Raw genomic sequence first — 16,972 nt, forward strand, 5'->3', positions numbered from 1 at the left:
GCTATTTATTGGTTGATTTTAGTTTGTTTTTATATAAACGGTTGGCAATTTTCTTTTTGATAATCAAAGATGGAATAATTAAAAAAATTGAAATTAAAACTAAAACAACACGTAAAATTAGCAAAATTCTTGTTGAATTAAGCGGATAAGTAAGCAGTAAAAAAGTTAATGAAAATAAAATAACAGAATAATAAAAAATAAAAGAAAAATCGACAACTTTTAGTCTAGTTAAAATTAATGAAGCAAAAAAACAAACAAAAAAATTTAAAATTCCAATAATGGCTAAAATTCAATATGAAATTATCTCTTTTTGTCAAAAATCAGGCGAAAAAAATATATAAATTAAGCTAATAGGAATGAAAATTAGAAGTAAGGCAAAAACAAAATCCGGAATTTTTGTTATTTTTTTATACATTTTTTTCGCGGTTTTTTAGCAATTCAATAAAGTCAACTAAAGAAATTTTAAAAGATTCTTGGGAACCAAATTCGCGATAAGTAATTTCGTTTTTTGCTATTTCTTCATCACCCACAATTATCTGAAAAGCAGTTTTTTGTAAATTTGCTTCACGAATTTTACGTGTAATTCGTTCAGATCTTAAATCAATTTCGGAATTATAACCTAAATTAAAAAGTATTTCGTGGATTTTTTTACTATATTCATAATGTTTTTCACCAACAGGTATCACGATAATTTGCTTTGGTGAGAGTCAAAACGGTAATTTTCCTTTAGTTTGTTCTAATAAAATTGCAATAAATCGCTCATAAGTTCCAATCAGACCACGGTGAATCAATATTGGAGTTTCTTTTTGATTAAATTCGTTAGTAAAACTAATTCCAAATTTTTGTGGCAAAAGAAAATCTAGCTGCAAAGTCGAAATTGTAACTTCTTTATTTAATGCTGTCTTAATTTGAAAGTCGATTTTTGGACCATAAAAAGCAGCTTCACCGATTTTTTCAACATATTTTACGTTATTTTGATCAAGAAATTGCTTTAAATCATTCTCGGCCTGACTTCACATTAAATCATCTTGGAAAAATTTTTCTTTATTTTCTGGGTCTCTTTTTGAAAAAGAAATATAAAAAACTTTTATTTTAAAAAAATCAAGCACTTCTTGAATCATCTTAAAAAGGTGGCTAATTTCGCTAAAAATTTGCTTTTTTGTGACAAAAATATGCCCTTCGGTTAAATCCATAGCTCGAACTCGTTCTAAACCTGAAAGTGCACCCGATTTTTCATAACGATATAACCTAGATTGCTCTGAAATTCTAAAAGGCAAATTCCGATAACTAAAATGTTGCTCAGAAAATAAAATTATATGGTGTGGGCAAGTCATTGGGCGCGGAATAAGTGATTCATTTTCAACTTTAATTGGTGAAAACATGTCATCTTTATAATGTTGTAAGTGTCCTGAAATTTCATAAAGGCTTTGGTGACCAAAATGAGGGGTTAAAACTTCCCTAAAACCATAATTTCTGTCAAATTCTAGTATTTTTTGCCTAATTTTGTTATGAATTTTCATCCCATTTTCAAGTCAAACTGGGAAACCAAGTCCAAAATAATGGCTAAAACTAAAAAGTTTTAGTTTTGAACCAATCCGGCGATGATCTCTTTCTTGTCTTTCTTGTAAAATTTGAAGAAATTTTTCAAGATTTTCCTTTGAATCTCAACTTGTACCATAAATTCTTGTGAGCTGCTTATTTTTTGAATTTCCACGTCAATAGGCGCCTGCAATTTTTAGGAGTTTAAAATTTTTTATTTGATTCAAACTCTCAAGATGTCTTCCAGCACAAAGATCCTCAAAAAGTATATTGTTTTGCTGGTCAACAATTGAAAAATAGGTCACTTTTTCAGATTTGTTTTCAAGATCAGATTTTAGCTCTTGTTTGTAAATTTGACTTTGAAAATCAAGATTTTTACCTTCTGTTTGAACAATTCTTAAATTTTTTGAAACTAATTTTTTCATTAGTTTTTCAATTTTTGCAAAATCTGATTCAGAAAGTGGACTTTCTAGATCAAAATCATAATAAAAACCATCTTCAAAAACAGGACCAATTCCTAATTTTACATTTGGGAAAAGTGTTTTTATTGCAAGCGCTAAAAGATGAGAGGTAGAATGATTGAGTTCATAATCAATTTTTAATTCCATGAGTTAAAGCCCCATTTTTTGTTTTATTATTTTTAAATTTGAATTTGCTATTTGATTTGCTTTTGATGCCCCTTTTTTTGCAAAATCGTCAACAAATTGTAGCATTTTTTGTTGCTTTTTCTGTAAATCTTCTAGAAAATTAGCAACAATTGTTCCAACCGTTTCCTTTAAAAACTTATAGGATTGATCTTGAAAAAAATTAAGCGTTTCTTCTTGAGTTTTATCAGTAAAACCCATAAAAATATTCAAAAGATTATTGATCCCGGGCTTTTCTTGACTAAAATAAATTTTATTTTCAGAATCAGTTTTTGCTCTTTGAATTTTATTATAGGCCTCTTGGGGCGAATCGCTTAAAAAAATTGCCGAGTTTTTTTGGCTTGTTGATTTAGACATTTTTTTGGTTGGATCAGTAAGTGACATTATTTTTTGCGTATTTTGGGAAATTATAGCTTTTGGAATAACAAAATCTGTTTTATAAATTTTGTTAAAACGGTGAGCAATTTTTCGTGTAAGTTCTAAATGCTGTAATTGATCAGCGCCAACCGTTACAAAATCAGGATTATATAAAAGAATATCAGCAGCCATTAAAATTGGATAAGTTAGCAAGCCTGTTGGAACTTTTTCGGTATTATTTTCCTGTTTTTGACGAGATTTATCTTTAAATTGTGTCATTCTTGAGAGCTCGCCAATTGTTGTTTGGGATTGTAAAAGTCAAAAAAGTTCACTGTGAGCACTAATATCAGATTGAAAAAATAACACGGTTTTTTCAGGATCAAAACCACATGCAAGATAAAATGCAAAAATACTAGCCCGGTTTTGGGTTAATTTTTCTGGTTGGATCGGCAAAGTAAGGGCATGAAGATCAGCGACAAAAATAAAATTTTCGTATTGATCTTGAAACGAAAGGCTCGGTTTTATTGAACCAAGAAAATTTCCTATCGTTAAGTTTCCAGTTGCAGTTATTCCACTTACTAATCTTTTTTTCATAGCAAAAAAATTTTAGCATAATTATACAATTTTTTTAGAAAATGAGTATAATTTAAAAAGATATTATGAAGCTAATTTCCAAAATCATTTATTTTCTTTTGCAAATTTTTAGCTTTGGTTTGTTTGCTAAACATATTAAAAAAAAACATAATAAAACAAAGTCTGAACTCACTTTTGATGATAAAATCGGTTTCAAAGTCGATGATCTAGTTAAATTTTTAGGCGGGATTAAAAATATTGACTCATGTGATTTTACAGTTTCGAGATTAAAAATTAAATTAAAATCAACTGAAGGTATCAATGTTGATGAAATTGGAAAATTAAAAGGGATTTCAGGAGTTGTTGTCGGTTTAAACGAAATTAATTTAATAGTTGGCAATAAATCTAAGGCTATTTGAAAAGCTATAAATAATTTTGAATAAGTTTAAAAACAGTTTAAAAAATCCTAAGGAAATTACATAAAAAAATGCAAAAATTTGGAACCCATACCCGTGAAACCCAAAATTCAACTGGTACAAATCAAAATTTAAGCTACGAGCGTTTACTAGCAAATTTAATCACAATTGAACGTGCAGATTCAGCACTTTTTACAAGAATTGACAACGAAAATTATATTGATTTATTTTCTGCTTTAAAAACTAGCGATCTTAGAAAATTAATCTCTTCACCAATTTCTTCTGTGTCATTAACAACAAGTGAATTTGATGATTTTATTGAAAAAATAGAATCAATTCAAGACAAAGATGAATTAATTGAATACTTAAAAAATTCAGACTACAAACTAAACCCGCTTACACAAAGAGCGCTTAATTCTGATTTTCAGTCAGCAAAAAAAGACATATTAAATAAAATATCATATAAAAAACAAACAAGTCTAGCAAAATGAAAACGTTTGATCAAAAAAGCTTATGATATTCTTAGAGATCGAAATGTTTGACCTTTGCACATTGGATTTTGCTATATTTCTTTGTCAATTGAAGATCGAAGTTTTTTTGGACCTTTATTTGTTAAAGAATGTGAAGTTACAATTGTAAATTCAGTGCCAAGACTTAATGCTGATGGGCATATAAAACTAAATAATAAACTGCTTGCATTTTTAAAGAAACTTGACATTGATTTTAATTTTGATTTTGATTTTTCAGAATTTTCAATTGAAGAAGTAATTGAAAATGTTAAAAAATTTTATAATGATAAGTTTGAAATTCCTAACATTGAAGGAAAAATTGCAAAAGATGTCTCAACTCCAGAAGATACAATACATTTTCACCCCGGAGTTGTTCTAGGATTTTTCAACATTGGTGGATCACATCAACGTCAAATCATGGAAAAAATGATTAAAACTGGTGAAATTCACAACTTAATTGATGTTGATATTAACAAAACCACATACAGAAACAATGTTGAAAAATCAATTTTTTCACCTAAATTTACAGGATTTTTTAAAATTCAGCCCACTAATTTTACCCAAGATTGTGCTCATATTTCGGCAATTTTACAAAACACAATTATCTGAGGGCCTCCAGGAACAGGGAAATCTCAAACAATTGCAAACATTATTTCAAATGTTATTGCCCTAAATCGAACCGCACTTGTTAGCTCACAGAAAAAAATTGCCCTTGTTGTTTTAAGAAAAAGACTAAAAATGATGTCATTTTTTTGTCTTTTTGTTATTAATGAAAAACTGGAAAATTATAAAGATTTTTACAAGCCAATTGAAGAATATATTGAAAATATCGAAAATTTCAATATGGAATCAAAGCTTAAAGAAATTAAAGTTTTTTCCGATGATGATCGCCAATATTTAGAACTCTTAGAAAAAATTTTCCCTAAAATTGAAACTTTAACAAATACACTTGATGCCTATAAAACAATTGAAAAAGCAAACAATTTTTTTAAACTAAGTATTGCCGAAACTCTTTTTAAACTAAATAAATCAATTAATATCAATCCAAAAAGATCACCACATTCAAGAACTAGTCTAAAATTGCACATTATTGAGTCCAAACTCAAACGTAAATTAAAAATTTATGAAAAAGCAGTGCATGCAGCTTCTAATGAACTTCGCCAAGACGTTGACTTAATTCTTGAAAATCTAGTTAATTATGATGACAATTTGGAAAACATTTATAACAAAATTTCAAAATTAGAAATTTCTAATTTTGAAAATCTCGAAAAGTTTCTCAATTTTGTAAGAAAACCAAAAGTTGAAGTTCTTGATGATAAGGCTTTATTTATTCACCATGCAAAAAAAGTCTTTGAAATCTTGGCAAAATTAAATAATGACCCTGAATTTCAACAGCTCTATACTCGCTTCAGACTTAGCGTTAAACAAAAAAAGAAAATGTCTCCTTACAAGTTTTTACTAAAACATGCTGAAGTTATTAAGATTTTGTTCCCAGTTATTATTACAACTCCTGACATTGAACTTGTAATGTTCGAAAAACGTTATTTTGATTATATTATTATCGATGAAGCTTCACAAATGTTTTTAGAAGAAGCGCTCCCACTTTTATTTTACGGAAAAATTAAAGTTCTTGTTGGTGATCACCAACAAATGCAACCAATTCGTTGGTTTGCTTCAAAAATGAATGATGAATCAGAAGATGATGCCTTTGCAAATATTGAGTCAATTTTGGAATATGCCCATTCCAAAGGTGTTTTTAACATTATGTTAGATAAAAATTACCGTTCACATCATGCCTCACTAATGTCTTTTAATTCACGTCATTTTTATGATTCAGAGCTTAAAATTGCTAATAATCATAATTTTGAAGGCAATGATGTAATTGAAGTTCATAATGTTAATGGTCAGTGAGACGGTCAGCAAAATATTGTTGAGGCAAAAGCAGTTGTTGATATTGCCCAAAAAAATATTAACAAGTTTGCGACAATGATAATTTTGGCTTTTAACAAAAATCAGCAAAATGCAATAGAAAAAATAATTTTTGAATCCTATCCAGAAATTGAAAAATTAATCTATACTGATAAAATTATTGTAAATAGTCTTGAAAATATTCAAGGAGATGAGGCTGATTTAGTAATTGTCTCAGTTGCCTATGATCAAAGTGCAAAATTTGGTTCAACTTATATAGCGCGAAAAGGTGGAAAAAACGCCCTAAATGTTGCAACATCGCGTGCACGTCAAAAAATGATAATTTGCAAGTCAATAAATGCTGATGAAATTCAAAATACTTCTAACTCTGATGATCTAGAAATTTTTAAATCATGAATTAATTTCCTTGACCTTGATGTTCAATCACAAATAAATTATTCACGTAAAAATAAAACCCAACTTTCACTTTCAGAGTTAAAAAATGTTGCAAAATCAAGCTTTTTTGCTGACTTTCAGCAAGAATTTGCCGAAGAATTTTTTGCACTTTTTCCAAGTTTAGAACTAAAAACTAACTATATTGTCGGAACCGAGCAAATTGATGTTGCTATTTTTGATCAAGGCAAATTTTTACTTGGAATTTATTTAGATTCACTTGAATATCGCAAACCTAAAGAGTATATTGAATATTTTGATGCAATCAAATTCATTCAACAAAAAAAATATCCAATTATTATAATTAATTTTGTTGAATGAAAACTCAATAGAAATAAGGTAACCGAAAAACTCAAAAAAGAAATTATCAATTTGAAGGAAGATGATCTTGTTTAAACCGGAATTATATCAGGTTGATGATTTAGTAATTGGCTGTGATGAGGTTGGTGTTGGTGAGTATTTTACAAATTTAACTGTTTGTTGCGCTGTTTTTCGCCAGTCAGAAATTGAAGGGCAACTTATTGAAAAAATTGTTGATTCAAAACTTTTAAATGAAAAAAAGATTAGTGAACTTTTTGAAATTTTGGACCAAAAAATTACTTATAAATTTATCTCTTTAGAGATGAAAGACTATAATGATCTAATCCAAAAAGGATTAAACTCACATGAAATCAAAGCTTTTCTATATTTTAAAGTGCTCAGCGAGCTAATTTTAATTTTTAAAAATGTCCAAATTGATAAAATTTTCATTGATGGTTTTGTCTCGGCGCAAAAATTTAGTCAATATTTTGCTAAAATAAGTAAATTTTTCAACATTGAGCAATGAAATTTTGAAAAATATCCCTTAATTTTAGAAAAAAAAGCCGACACAAAAATTAAACAAGTAGGAGCCGCTTCAATAATTGCAAAACATGCCTTAAGTCAAAAATTCAATAAACGGCAAGAAAAATGAAAAGCAATTTTTCCGGCCGGTTCAAATCAAATTGAAAAAATTGTTAATTTTTGCCTCGAGCAAATTCAGAAACACGGGACAATTTTCCTTGAAGAAAATGTAAAATTACATTTTAGCATTACTGATAAAGTCTATACAAAACTAAAGGAAAAAAATGGAAAAAATAGCTAAATTGTTTCAACAAAATTCAGAACAAATTATCGCAAATGTCGGTACAGCTGGCGGAGTTGGTCTTGGTGGCTGAATTGGCATAACTATTGGTGTTGGAATTATTTTATTTATTATTGGCGGTGTGATTGCCTTAATAGTCTCAAAAAAAATGTTTGAAAAACAAATCCGTGAAAATCCACCAATAACTGAAGGCATGATTCGCGCAATGTACATGCAAATGGGTCGAAAACCATCTGAGGCACAAATTAGAGCGGTTATGCGATCAGTAAAAAACGCTAAAAAGTAGGAAATAATGAAAAAGAAAGTTATTTTAATTATTATTGACGGCCTTGGATTGCGTCCTGAAACTCAAGGGAATGGTTTTGCACTTGCAAAAACACCAGTTTTTGATCACCTTTTTGAGAATTATCCAAATAGTTTGATTGCCGCTTCAGGTCAAGAAGTTGGACTCCCTGAAGGACAAATGGGAAATTCAGAAGTTGGCCATTTAAATATTGGGGCTGGATTTATTGTCTATACAGGAATTTCAATTATAAATAATGCTTTAAAAACCGGCGAGTTTTTCAAAAATGAAAAATTTATTAAGGTTTTTGAGCATAGTGTCAAAACTGATACACCTGTGCAAGTTATGGGGCTTTTTTCACCCGGAGGCGTTCACTCACATCAAGATCACCTTTTTGCTCTAATTGATTTCGCCGCCGAATTTGGGGTTAAAAAACTTAATTTACACCTTTTTGGTGACGGGCGAGATGTTGCGCCTGAATCAATTAAGCCAAATCTTAATTTATTAATAAAGAAATTGAAAAATTTTGAAAATTACAAAATTGCTTCAATTTCTGGTCGTTTTTACTCAATGGATCGTGATAAAATGTTTGACCGCGTTGAATTAGGATATAATTCTATTCGTGGAAAAGCCGAAAATACCTTCACAAATCCAATTGATTATGTCGATTCTCAATATGAAAAAGGAATTAGTGACGAATTTTTACAACCGGCAATAAATTTGCAAGTTAATAAAAATGATTTTCTTAATGACAATCATGGCGTTATTTTTTTCAATTTTCGCCCTGATCGTGCAAGACAACTTTCGCATTTAATTTTGCAAACAGATTTATATACTTTTAAACCAAAATATCCTGTAAAAATCGACACTTTTGTGTCAATGATGAAATATGAAGGAATAAATTGCGATATTGCTTTTGAGGAAATGAAAGTCAAAAATCCACTTGGAAAAGTAGCAGATGAGGCAGGATTAAAACAACTTCGACTCGCTGAAACGCAAAAATATGCTCATGTAACTTTCTTTGTTGACGGTGGTGTAGAACTTGAATTAAAAAATTCTGACCGAATTCTTGTTGATTCATTAAAAGTTGAGTCATATGCTGATTATCCGCAAATGTCAGCTGCCGAAATTACTGATAAATTAATCCAAGTTGGCCAAAATTATGACCTTATTATTGTCAATTTTGCAAATCCAGATATGGTTGGACATACTGGAAACTTAAAAGCAACTATAAAAGCAGTTGAAATTCTAGATTCACAAATTGGTCGAATTCACAGCTGAGCAAAAGAAAATAATTTTCATTTTTTCATTACCGCCGACCATGGTAATGCCGAACTTACCGAGGATGAAAATAATAAGCCCTCAACAAAACATACCGTATTTCCCGTTATGTTAATTTCAAGTGATAAAAGTTTGAAATTAAAAAACGGAAGATTGGCAAATATTGCCCCAACAGTGCTTGATTACTTAAATATCAAAAAACATCCTGACATGGATCATGAATCTTTAATAATTAAGCAAAACTAAACTTTTACAGACTAATTTTTCTTCTTTAAAACCAAAATCATTTTCCTTTTGATTTTGGTTTTTTTTAAAAAAGTCAATTAGTTAGTTCAAAACACTGACAAAAATCAATTTCCTGAGTTTCCCAGTTTGAAGGCAAAAATTCACTTTTTAGTGAATACAAATATGAAAAAATAACGGTAAATCAGTATTTTTTTATCGTAAAACCTTATTTTTTATTAATTCCGTTTAATTACATTTTTAAATTAATTTTTATGGTATAATTATAAATTATGAAAAAACAAAATTTGGTTTTATTTAATGTTTGAGGAAACTCGAAAGATAAACTATATAAATATGTTGGCTGAACACAAGGTTACGGTAAAGCTCCAAAACGGTGATTTAGTTTAGGAAATGTGCAAAATTTGGAAAAAATTAATCCAAATGCTATTCAAATTATCAAAGAAAAGTTGAAATTGTTTTCAAATTTAGATGACATGAATAAAGTCAAGATTGCTTTGCTTGATTCTATTAAAAATTCCAACATAATCGAAGGTTCGGTTTTTGTTGGCGGGGAATTAATTGAAAAACTTATTGAAAAGCACAATATTTTTGAATCACTTCCTAAAAGTAGACATAAAAATATGAAAGAAATTTTTAACTACTTAATTTCAAAACGGATCACTGATCCTGGTAGCATTATTAATGCTTTTGATAAAAAAGATGACTACTCAAATCAAATAAATACTTCCAAAAATAGTTTTTATAGACTCCTAGATCTTGTCTTTGAGTCACAAAATCAACTTTTAAATAGTGTCAACAAAATGGTAACAAGTGAACTTGGAAAAAGGGACAGTGAATTTTATTTTGACTCATCAACAGTCTATTTTGAGACATTTGAAAGAAATGGATTAAGAATTCCTGGTTATTCTAAAGATGCTAAATTCAAAGAAGACCAAATTGTCATTGGCTTAGCGTGTGATAAAAATGGTATTCCTTTTCATATTAAAGTTTTTAAAGGAAATACCGGCGATTCTAGTACATTAATCCCTTTTATTTTAGATGTTGAATCCAAATATAATATCAAAAATATGACAATAATCGCTGATCGCGGCATGTCAACAGCCGCAAATATTCGATTTCTTGAATCAAGAAACTATAATTTCATTATTTCTTATCGTGCAAAGGTAGGGACTCAAAAATTTAAAAATTATTTACTAGATCCAAGCGATTATGTTAATGTAAGTGCGGATTTTAAGTATAAAAAAGAAGAATTTTATTCATCATATAAAAATAAAAGATACACTGAAAATATTAGAAGAAGAATTATTACTTACAGTACAAAAAGAGCGATAAAAGACAGAAAAGCTCGTGAAGAGCAAATCGAAAGTTTTATTAAAAAACAAAATAAAGACGGTTTTATCGAGGTAAACAAATTGTTTGGTAAAAAACCTAAATATTTTAAGGAAATTTCAAACATGAAATTTGAATTAGATCAAAGTAAAATTGACAAAGACAAACAATTTGATGGCTACTATGTTTATGAAACAAATATACTGAATTCGAATGTCTTAGATATAGTTGAAAAATACCAAAAACAGTGGAATATTGAAGCTAATTTTAGAAGTCTAAAAGGTTTGTTGAATATTCGGCCCGTATTTTTAAGAATTGACGAGCACATTCTAGCTCATACACTTTTGTGTTTTATCTCACTAGTTATTTTAAAAACTATAATATTTAAAATCAACAAACATATTAGTGATAACAAGTTATTTGAAAACAATCAATTAACTGAAGTTGGTTTAGTAACGATGTTGCAAAAATTAAGGCAAAGGGTTGAATTTAACACTTTAGATCAGCAAATAACATTTAAAAATCGAGATGGTGTCCCTAGTGATCCGAATATTTGAAATAGGTACGATTTTTACTTTAATATCTTAATAAATAGGTAAAAAAAATTGTAATTAACTTTTAACAAAAAATTTAAAAAAGCCCCTAAAACCGGATACTTTTTTAAAATTACCTTATGAAACTGGGAAACTCAGGAAAACACTGACAAAAATCAATTTATGATAAAACAACTACTATTTAAACTCAATGCAAATACAAAACTCGTTTTTATTTGCAGCGAGCCTAAAAAAATATATGAAGTTTTGAAAGAACAATAACCAAAAGCCCTGAATTTATAGATTTCTAAACGGTTAAATTTAAGGCATTCCATTAATATTTAAAGCCATAATGGAAAAAATGGCATTATCTGAGTTTATTGTGCCAAAAACATAACTTATTCCCCCTAATTCAATATCAAATTTATTAATTTATTCTTAAGTGATGTTCATTATAACATAATTTTATTTTAGACCAAGCATTTTTTTTTTTTTTTTTTCAAAAGGTTAATTTTAAAATAATAAAAATTAATATTTTAGGTCAAAAAACACGGATTTAACGGTATTTTTGCATATTTGTATTCACTAAAAAGTGAATTTTTTGCCATCAAACTGGGAAACTCAGGTGGTTTTTTTAGAAAATTAAAAATTTATAATTTTTTGTAAATTTTTAATATTTTTGTCAAATTCCTAGAAAATATTAAGAAAAATGGTATAATTTGCATTATTAAAATATGAACAAATTAAGAGGTGTAAATGGCAAGCAAGCTAACAAAATTTAGAAATTTATTTATCCTTTCGACCCCTATTGTTTTTTTAGTAGCAACAAGTTGTGGCGTTAGTCAACAGACGAGCAGCGCAAAAATCGCCGACACATTAGGGTCAAGTGTAAGCTTTGATGTAAATGGTAATTATGTTTTTACTATTAAAAATGATAAATTCAAAGATGCAACAGAAGTAGTGGCACATTTTGAAGGCAAAAGTGATAATCCAGCTATTACTAAACTAATGACTCCTGAAGTTAATGGAAACATAAATAATTCAACCGTAACCTTTAACACAGCCGGAAAATTATTAAACGACTATAAGTGATCGCTCAAAAAAATTAAAGTTGTTAAGGCTGGCAGTTCTGAAGAAATTTCACAAGATCAATTCCCTGATGATTTAAAAGGTGACCTTTGGTTTGAGAAAAAAATTGCGATAGTTAAACAAGATTCTGCGCTTTGAATTGATCCTCAAATCCAACTTTTAAAAAATTGAATAAACACTGATACAAATGTCGAGTTAAAAGCTGAATTTATTAAAACTGATGACGCAACAAAGAAAAAAGTTGTAGATACCACTTTCAATAGTTCGTTAAATAAGTTTCGAGCTGACTTACAAGATGGTTATAAATTCAATAGAATTCTAATTCAATCTAAAAATAACTCCTTTGCAACAATTAGTTTACCTTATAAACCTTTTGAGCAAAAAGAAAACACACCGCAACAGATGAGCGCAAAAATCGCTGACAAATTAGGGTCAAGTCTAAGTTTCGACGTAAATGGTAATCATGTTTTTACTATTAAAAATGACAAATTCAAAGGTGCAACAGAAGTAGTGGCACATTTTGAAGGCAAAAGTGATGATCCAGCTATTACTAAACTAATGACTCCTGAAGTTAGTGGAAACATAAATAATTCAACCGTAACTTTTAACACAGCCGGAAAATGACAATACGACTATAAGTGATCGCTCAAAAAAATTAAAGTTGTTAAAAATGGTAGCTCTGAGGAAATTTTGCAAGATCAATTCCCTGATGATTTAAAAGGTGACCTTTGGTTTGAGAAAAAAATTGCGATAGTTAAGCAAGATGCTGCGCTTTGAATTGATCCTCAAACCCAACTTTTAAAAAATTGAATAAACACTAATGCAAATGTCGAGTTAAAAGCTGAATTTATTAAAAATGACAGCACAAAAGCGAGAAAAGTTGTAGATACCACTTTCAATAGTTCGTTAAATAAGTTTCGAGCTGACTTACAAGATGGTTATAAATTCAATAGAATTCTAATTCAATCTAAAAATAACTCCTTTGCAACAATAAGTTTACCTTATAAACCTTTTCAACAAAATATCTAAAATAATAAAAAAAGCAATTTCATTCACGAAATTGCTTTTTTTTATATTTAAAATAACGAAAATTAAATTAAGATATTAGATTAATCCAAGGTGTTTTAATTGTGATTCTAATACATCAGCAGGAACATAACCTTCAAGACGATGCACAAGTTTGTGATCTTTATAAAATAATGTTGTTGGAGTTCCTTGGATTTGGTTATCACGCGCAAATAAAATGTTTTCACGTACGTTAGTTCTAATGATAACTAGACCATTTACTCCGTATTTATCGTTCATTTGATCTATTGAAGGTTCATAAAGAACACAAGCTCCGCATCCAGGTTGGTGAAATACGAGAATTGCAGATTTGCTTGTTAAAATTTTTTGATTAATGTCATCAGTTGAGTGAATATCAAAGATTGGCATAATATCTCCTTTTTTATATAAATGATACCACATTCTTGCTTTTTTCCAATATATAAATAGAAAAAAATTAATAAGATTTTGCAAATAAGACAAATCTAGTAGTTTTTTTACCGCTAAAAATTGAATTAGCACTTTGTGGTATATTAAATATTGAATTTTTTGGCAAAATACAACGAGCTGTTGCGGTAGTTTCGTCTTGAATTTGCTGCTCTTTTGCTGAAGACTCACTAAAAGGAGCGATAACAAATTTCCCTTTTTGTATTTCAGTTTGAAGATCCTGATATGAAGTTACAAAAACTGTATTTTCAATTATGCGTGCTTTAGCTTTTTCAAACAAGTTTTTTTGAATTTTATCAAGAATTTTAGGACATTTGTCTTTTAATTCATCAAGATTAAAATAAATTTTTTGACGATTATCACGCCGAACAAGACAAATTTGATTTTTCTTTACATCATTTGGCCCAATTTCAATTCGAACTGGCGAACCAGAAACTTCAGACCTATTTATTTTAAAGCCAATTTGGTCATCTGATTCATCTACTTGATAGCTAATTTTTCTTTGTTTAAGAATTCTAGCTACTTTTTTTGAAAAATCTTTAACTTCGGGATGTTTTTTTGCAAAAAATTCAAGAATATCTACCTTATATGGGGCAATTTTTGGAGGCAAAACTAAACCACTATCATCGCTGTGAACCATTACAAGAGCGCCTATTAGACGGGTTGAAATCCCTCAAGATGTTTGATATGGCGTATCAAATTCGTTTTTGTTATTTTTAAACTGAATTCCAAAATTTTTAGCAAAATTTTGGCCTAAAAAATGCGATGTGGCCGATTGAAGCGCGCGGAAATTTTGCATCATTGACTCGATAGTGTAAGTTGTAACAGCGCCGGCAAACTTCTCACGATTAGTTTTTTTACCAAATATTGTTGGTATAGCAAGATAATTTTCTAAAAAGTATTTATAATATTTAGCTATTTTTTTAGTAAAATTTTGAGCCTCTAATTTATCTGAATGAATTGTGTGCCCTTCTTGCCAAAGAAATTCAGTATTACGCAAAAATGGATTAGTAGTTTTTTCTCATCTCAAAACTTGAGTTCACTGATTTAATTTTAACGGTAAAATGTTATTTGCAGCAATTTCATTTCGAAAATAATCAGCAAAAAGGAGCTCGCTAGTTGGTCTTATATAAATATTTTCAGATAATTTTTTTTGGCCAACATGAGTTATTGTTAATAATTCTGGCGCAAAACCTTTAATATGTTGTTTCTCTTTTTCTATAAAACTTTCAGGTATAAGAAGCGGAAAATAAACATTTTTTACGCCTTGGGAAGCAAAAAATGCATCAACTATTTTAGTTATATTAGTTCATATTGAATAACCAAAAGGTTTAAAGTAAAGCGTTCCTTTGATTGGACCGTAACTCATTAAATTCGCCTGAGTTATAACGTCAACATATCATTTTGCAAAATCTTCGCTACTTGGCGTTATCTTTTCGGGACGTTTCATAAAATTAATAATTAAAAAAATGGTGAATTAACATTTGGCTGCCCCAGTTAGATTCGAACTAACGAATGACGGTACCAAAAACCGTTGCCTTACCGCTTGGCTATGGGGCAAAATGGTGGGGGGTGAGGGATTCGAACCCCCGAATCCGAAGAAAGTGGGTTACAGCCACCCGCATTTGGCCGCTCTGCAAACCCCCCGGTGCGTTGCAGCTTTTTAATTATAACATATTTTTTTTGATTTGATAATTTTTTTTAATTTTTTTTTTTTTTTTTTAGACTAGCGATATTTTGCAACATCCTCAGTTACTATATTGAGAACATCATTTACTAGTTTTTCTTGCTCTTCAATCGGAAGATTTGGGTCTATTTTAATTTGTTTATAAGCAAAAATAAAAGAAGGATGTAAAAAATTACCTAAAGGACGTCCAATTTTGTACAATTCAATCCATTTATCTTTTAATTTTTTAGCAAGTCTTTCATCATCATGTCTTATTTTATATTCATTTGCTAATTTTTGATAAGATAAAATTTTAAAAATAGCAAAGGTAAATCAAAAATTCTTAACAAATTCAGATCACTTAATAACAATAAAAAACCCTAGACCAAAAAAGTAACTTAGTGCTGGAAACCAAAAAATATAATATAAAATTTGACTATAAGGATTTAATTGCGCTAAATTTTGACCAATTAATTCAGAATTAACATTTAAAACTATCAATTTATGACTAAAAATCGGGCTAAGTAAAAATACTAATCTTACAATATAATTTAATAGCAAAAAAATCGAATCGGCAATATAATAAAAAATTAATTTTCTTGGTCTTTTTCGGTTTTTTAAATTATTAAAATAAACCAAAGTTTGAATAATTACTAAAAATAGAACAAATGATCCAACAAATGCTAAATACTGTCAGAATTGAAAATTACTAATTCCGGCAAAAAATAATCAAAAAATAAGCATCAACATCGAAACTAGTAAGGTTGAAATTGAATAATAAATTGACTTTGCAGTAAAAGAGATATTATTTCAAAGTTTTTCGACGGGATTTATTTTAGTTTTGGTTCTTTTTTCATGCTTTTGAAAAATATCTGAATTAAGTTGGTAAAAACTTGAGGTTCAAGTCGAATGCTTTTCGCGATATTGCATTTTTTTATTTAAATCGCTAATTTCAGCTACAGCTCTAGAATCAGAAAGGAAGTAAAAAAACTGATTTTCATCATCATGCAAAAGTCATGAAAAATTAATTTGGCTAGATTTTTTTGATTTTGTAACTTTTTGAAGTAAATTTTTTGACTCCTTTTTTTGCTCTTGAGTTGTTTCTAAATTTTGTTGTGATTTTAGATAATTAGGCTGATAAGTAACGTATTGTTCCGATTGTTGATCATATTGAGGGCTATTTTGGGCTTGAATTTCAATATCTTTTTGATCTACAAGTTTCTGACTATCATCTCCTTGAAATGGATTAGTAGTGTTAGTTTTTAAATCTTGACTATAACTTGGTTTTTGAAAATTACCATAATGTTGATATTTGCGATCACGGGAAGCAAAATTCGAATTATGAGATTTGTTAGCACTATAATTTTTTGAATTATAAAAATTAGACTGATTTTGGTCGTTTATTTTTTGATTATTTTTTTCTTGGTCATGATTTTGATTCATTAAATTCTCCTGTGTAACTATTTAACCTATTTATTTTACAAATTTAATTTAAATCTAAAAAGTTAATTTAATATTAGCACCTTTTTCAA

General features: G+C 28.9%; 13 protein-coding genes and 2 tRNA genes. 7 read left to right on the top strand and 8 right to left on the bottom strand.

Going from position 1 to position 16,972, the window contains the following annotated elements; translation table 4 throughout:
• Position 1: 1 nt before the first annotated feature.
• From U3G01_RS01805 to trpS, 3 genes are read right to left on the bottom strand one after another with little or no spacing between them, the layout of a single operon-like run.
• Positions 2 to 415 (bottom strand): MAG3450 family membrane protein, encoded by a 414-nt coding sequence (locus tag U3G01_RS01805; RefSeq protein WP_255031018.1) that lies wholly within the window; start codon positions 413 to 415, stop codon positions 2 to 4.
• Positions 408 to 2,147: a threonine--tRNA ligase gene (gene thrS / locus U3G01_RS01810; RefSeq protein WP_255031019.1), complete on the bottom strand. Its 1,740-nt coding sequence runs from the start codon at positions 2,145 to 2,147 to the stop codon at positions 408 to 410. The genes U3G01_RS01805 and thrS overlap by 8 nt, the downstream gene beginning before the upstream one ends.
• A gap of 3 nt (positions 2,148 to 2,150) precedes the next feature.
• A complete protein-coding gene (trpS, locus tag U3G01_RS01815) occupies positions 2,151 to 3,134 on the bottom strand; it encodes a tryptophan--tRNA ligase (protein ID WP_255031020.1) in 984 nt (327 codons plus the stop codon).
• A 65-nt stretch (positions 3,135 to 3,199) separates the two neighbouring features.
• Here trpS and U3G01_RS01820 point away from each other — a divergent pair, with 65 nt between their 5' ends.
• The 7 genes from U3G01_RS01820 (at position 3,200) to U3G01_RS01850 (ending at position 13,312) form a co-directional block, all read left to right on the top strand.
• On the top strand, positions 3,200 to 3,556 hold the full coding sequence (locus U3G01_RS01820) for a PTS transporter subunit EIIB (RefSeq protein WP_010321416.1): 357 nt from the start codon (positions 3,200 to 3,202) through the stop codon (positions 3,554 to 3,556).
• 44 nt (positions 3,557 to 3,600) lie between these two features.
• Positions 3,601 to 6,795, top strand: a complete 3,195-nt coding sequence (locus U3G01_RS01825; RefSeq protein WP_069098370.1) for a DEAD/DEAH box helicase — start codon at positions 3,601 to 3,603, stop codon at positions 6,793 to 6,795.
• Positions 6,782 to 7,522: a ribonuclease HIII gene (locus tag U3G01_RS01830; protein WP_255031021.1), complete on the top strand. Its 741-nt coding sequence runs from the start codon at positions 6,782 to 6,784 to the stop codon at positions 7,520 to 7,522. Before U3G01_RS01825 ends, U3G01_RS01830 begins: the two co-directional genes overlap by 14 nt.
• Entirely contained in the window at positions 7,506 to 7,808 is a 303-nt protein-coding gene (locus U3G01_RS01835) for a YneF family protein (protein WP_255031022.1), read from the top strand. Before U3G01_RS01830 ends, U3G01_RS01835 begins: the two co-directional genes overlap by 17 nt.
• Before the next feature lie 6 nt (positions 7,809 to 7,814).
• Complete coding sequence (gene gpmI / locus U3G01_RS01840) at positions 7,815 to 9,332, top strand: 2,3-bisphosphoglycerate-independent phosphoglycerate mutase (RefSeq protein WP_255031023.1); 1,518 nt, start codon at positions 7,815 to 7,817, stop codon at positions 9,330 to 9,332.
• A 269-nt stretch (positions 9,333 to 9,601) separates the two neighbouring features.
• On the top strand, positions 9,602 to 11,260 hold the full coding sequence (locus U3G01_RS01845; RefSeq protein ID WP_326564830.1) for an IS1634 family transposase: 1,659 nt from the start codon (positions 9,602 to 9,604) through the stop codon (positions 11,258 to 11,260).
• 690 nt (positions 11,261 to 11,950) lie between these two features.
• Complete coding sequence (locus U3G01_RS01850; protein ID WP_255031237.1) at positions 11,951 to 13,312, top strand: hypothetical protein; 1,362 nt, start codon at positions 11,951 to 11,953, stop codon at positions 13,310 to 13,312.
• Positions 13,313 to 13,387: 75 nt separating this feature from the next.
• Here the strand turns inward: U3G01_RS01850 and U3G01_RS01855 are convergent, their stop codons facing one another.
• The 5 genes from U3G01_RS01855 to U3G01_RS01875 all read right to left on the bottom strand — a co-directional run bounded on the left by U3G01_RS01855 (position 13,388) and on the right by U3G01_RS01875 (position 16,883).
• Positions 13,388 to 13,717, bottom strand: a complete 330-nt coding sequence (locus U3G01_RS01855) for a thioredoxin family protein (protein ID WP_255031239.1) — start codon at positions 13,715 to 13,717, stop codon at positions 13,388 to 13,390.
• A 67-nt stretch (positions 13,718 to 13,784) separates the two neighbouring features.
• Complete coding sequence (gene proS, locus U3G01_RS01860) at positions 13,785 to 15,224, bottom strand: proline--tRNA ligase (RefSeq protein WP_255031244.1); 1,440 nt, start codon at positions 15,222 to 15,224, stop codon at positions 13,785 to 13,787.
• Positions 15,225 to 15,259: 35 nt separating this feature from the next.
• Positions 15,260 to 15,334 (bottom strand) — tRNA-Gln (locus U3G01_RS01865).
• Positions 15,335 to 15,337: 3 nt separating this feature from the next.
• Positions 15,338 to 15,421: transfer RNA gene (locus U3G01_RS01870), tRNA-Tyr, on the bottom strand.
• A 79-nt stretch (positions 15,422 to 15,500) separates the two neighbouring features.
• Positions 15,501 to 16,883, bottom strand: coding sequence for a hypothetical protein (locus tag U3G01_RS01875; RefSeq protein ID WP_255031246.1), 1,383 nt, complete (start codon positions 16,881 to 16,883; stop codon positions 15,501 to 15,503).
• Positions 16,884 to 16,972: the final 89 nt, after the last annotated feature.

It is taken from the genome of Mesomycoplasma ovipneumoniae, assembly GCF_035918255.1.
GTDB classification, from domain to species: domain Bacteria; phylum Bacillota_I; class Bacilli_A; order Mycoplasmatales; family Metamycoplasmataceae; genus Mesomycoplasma; species Mesomycoplasma ovipneumoniae_A.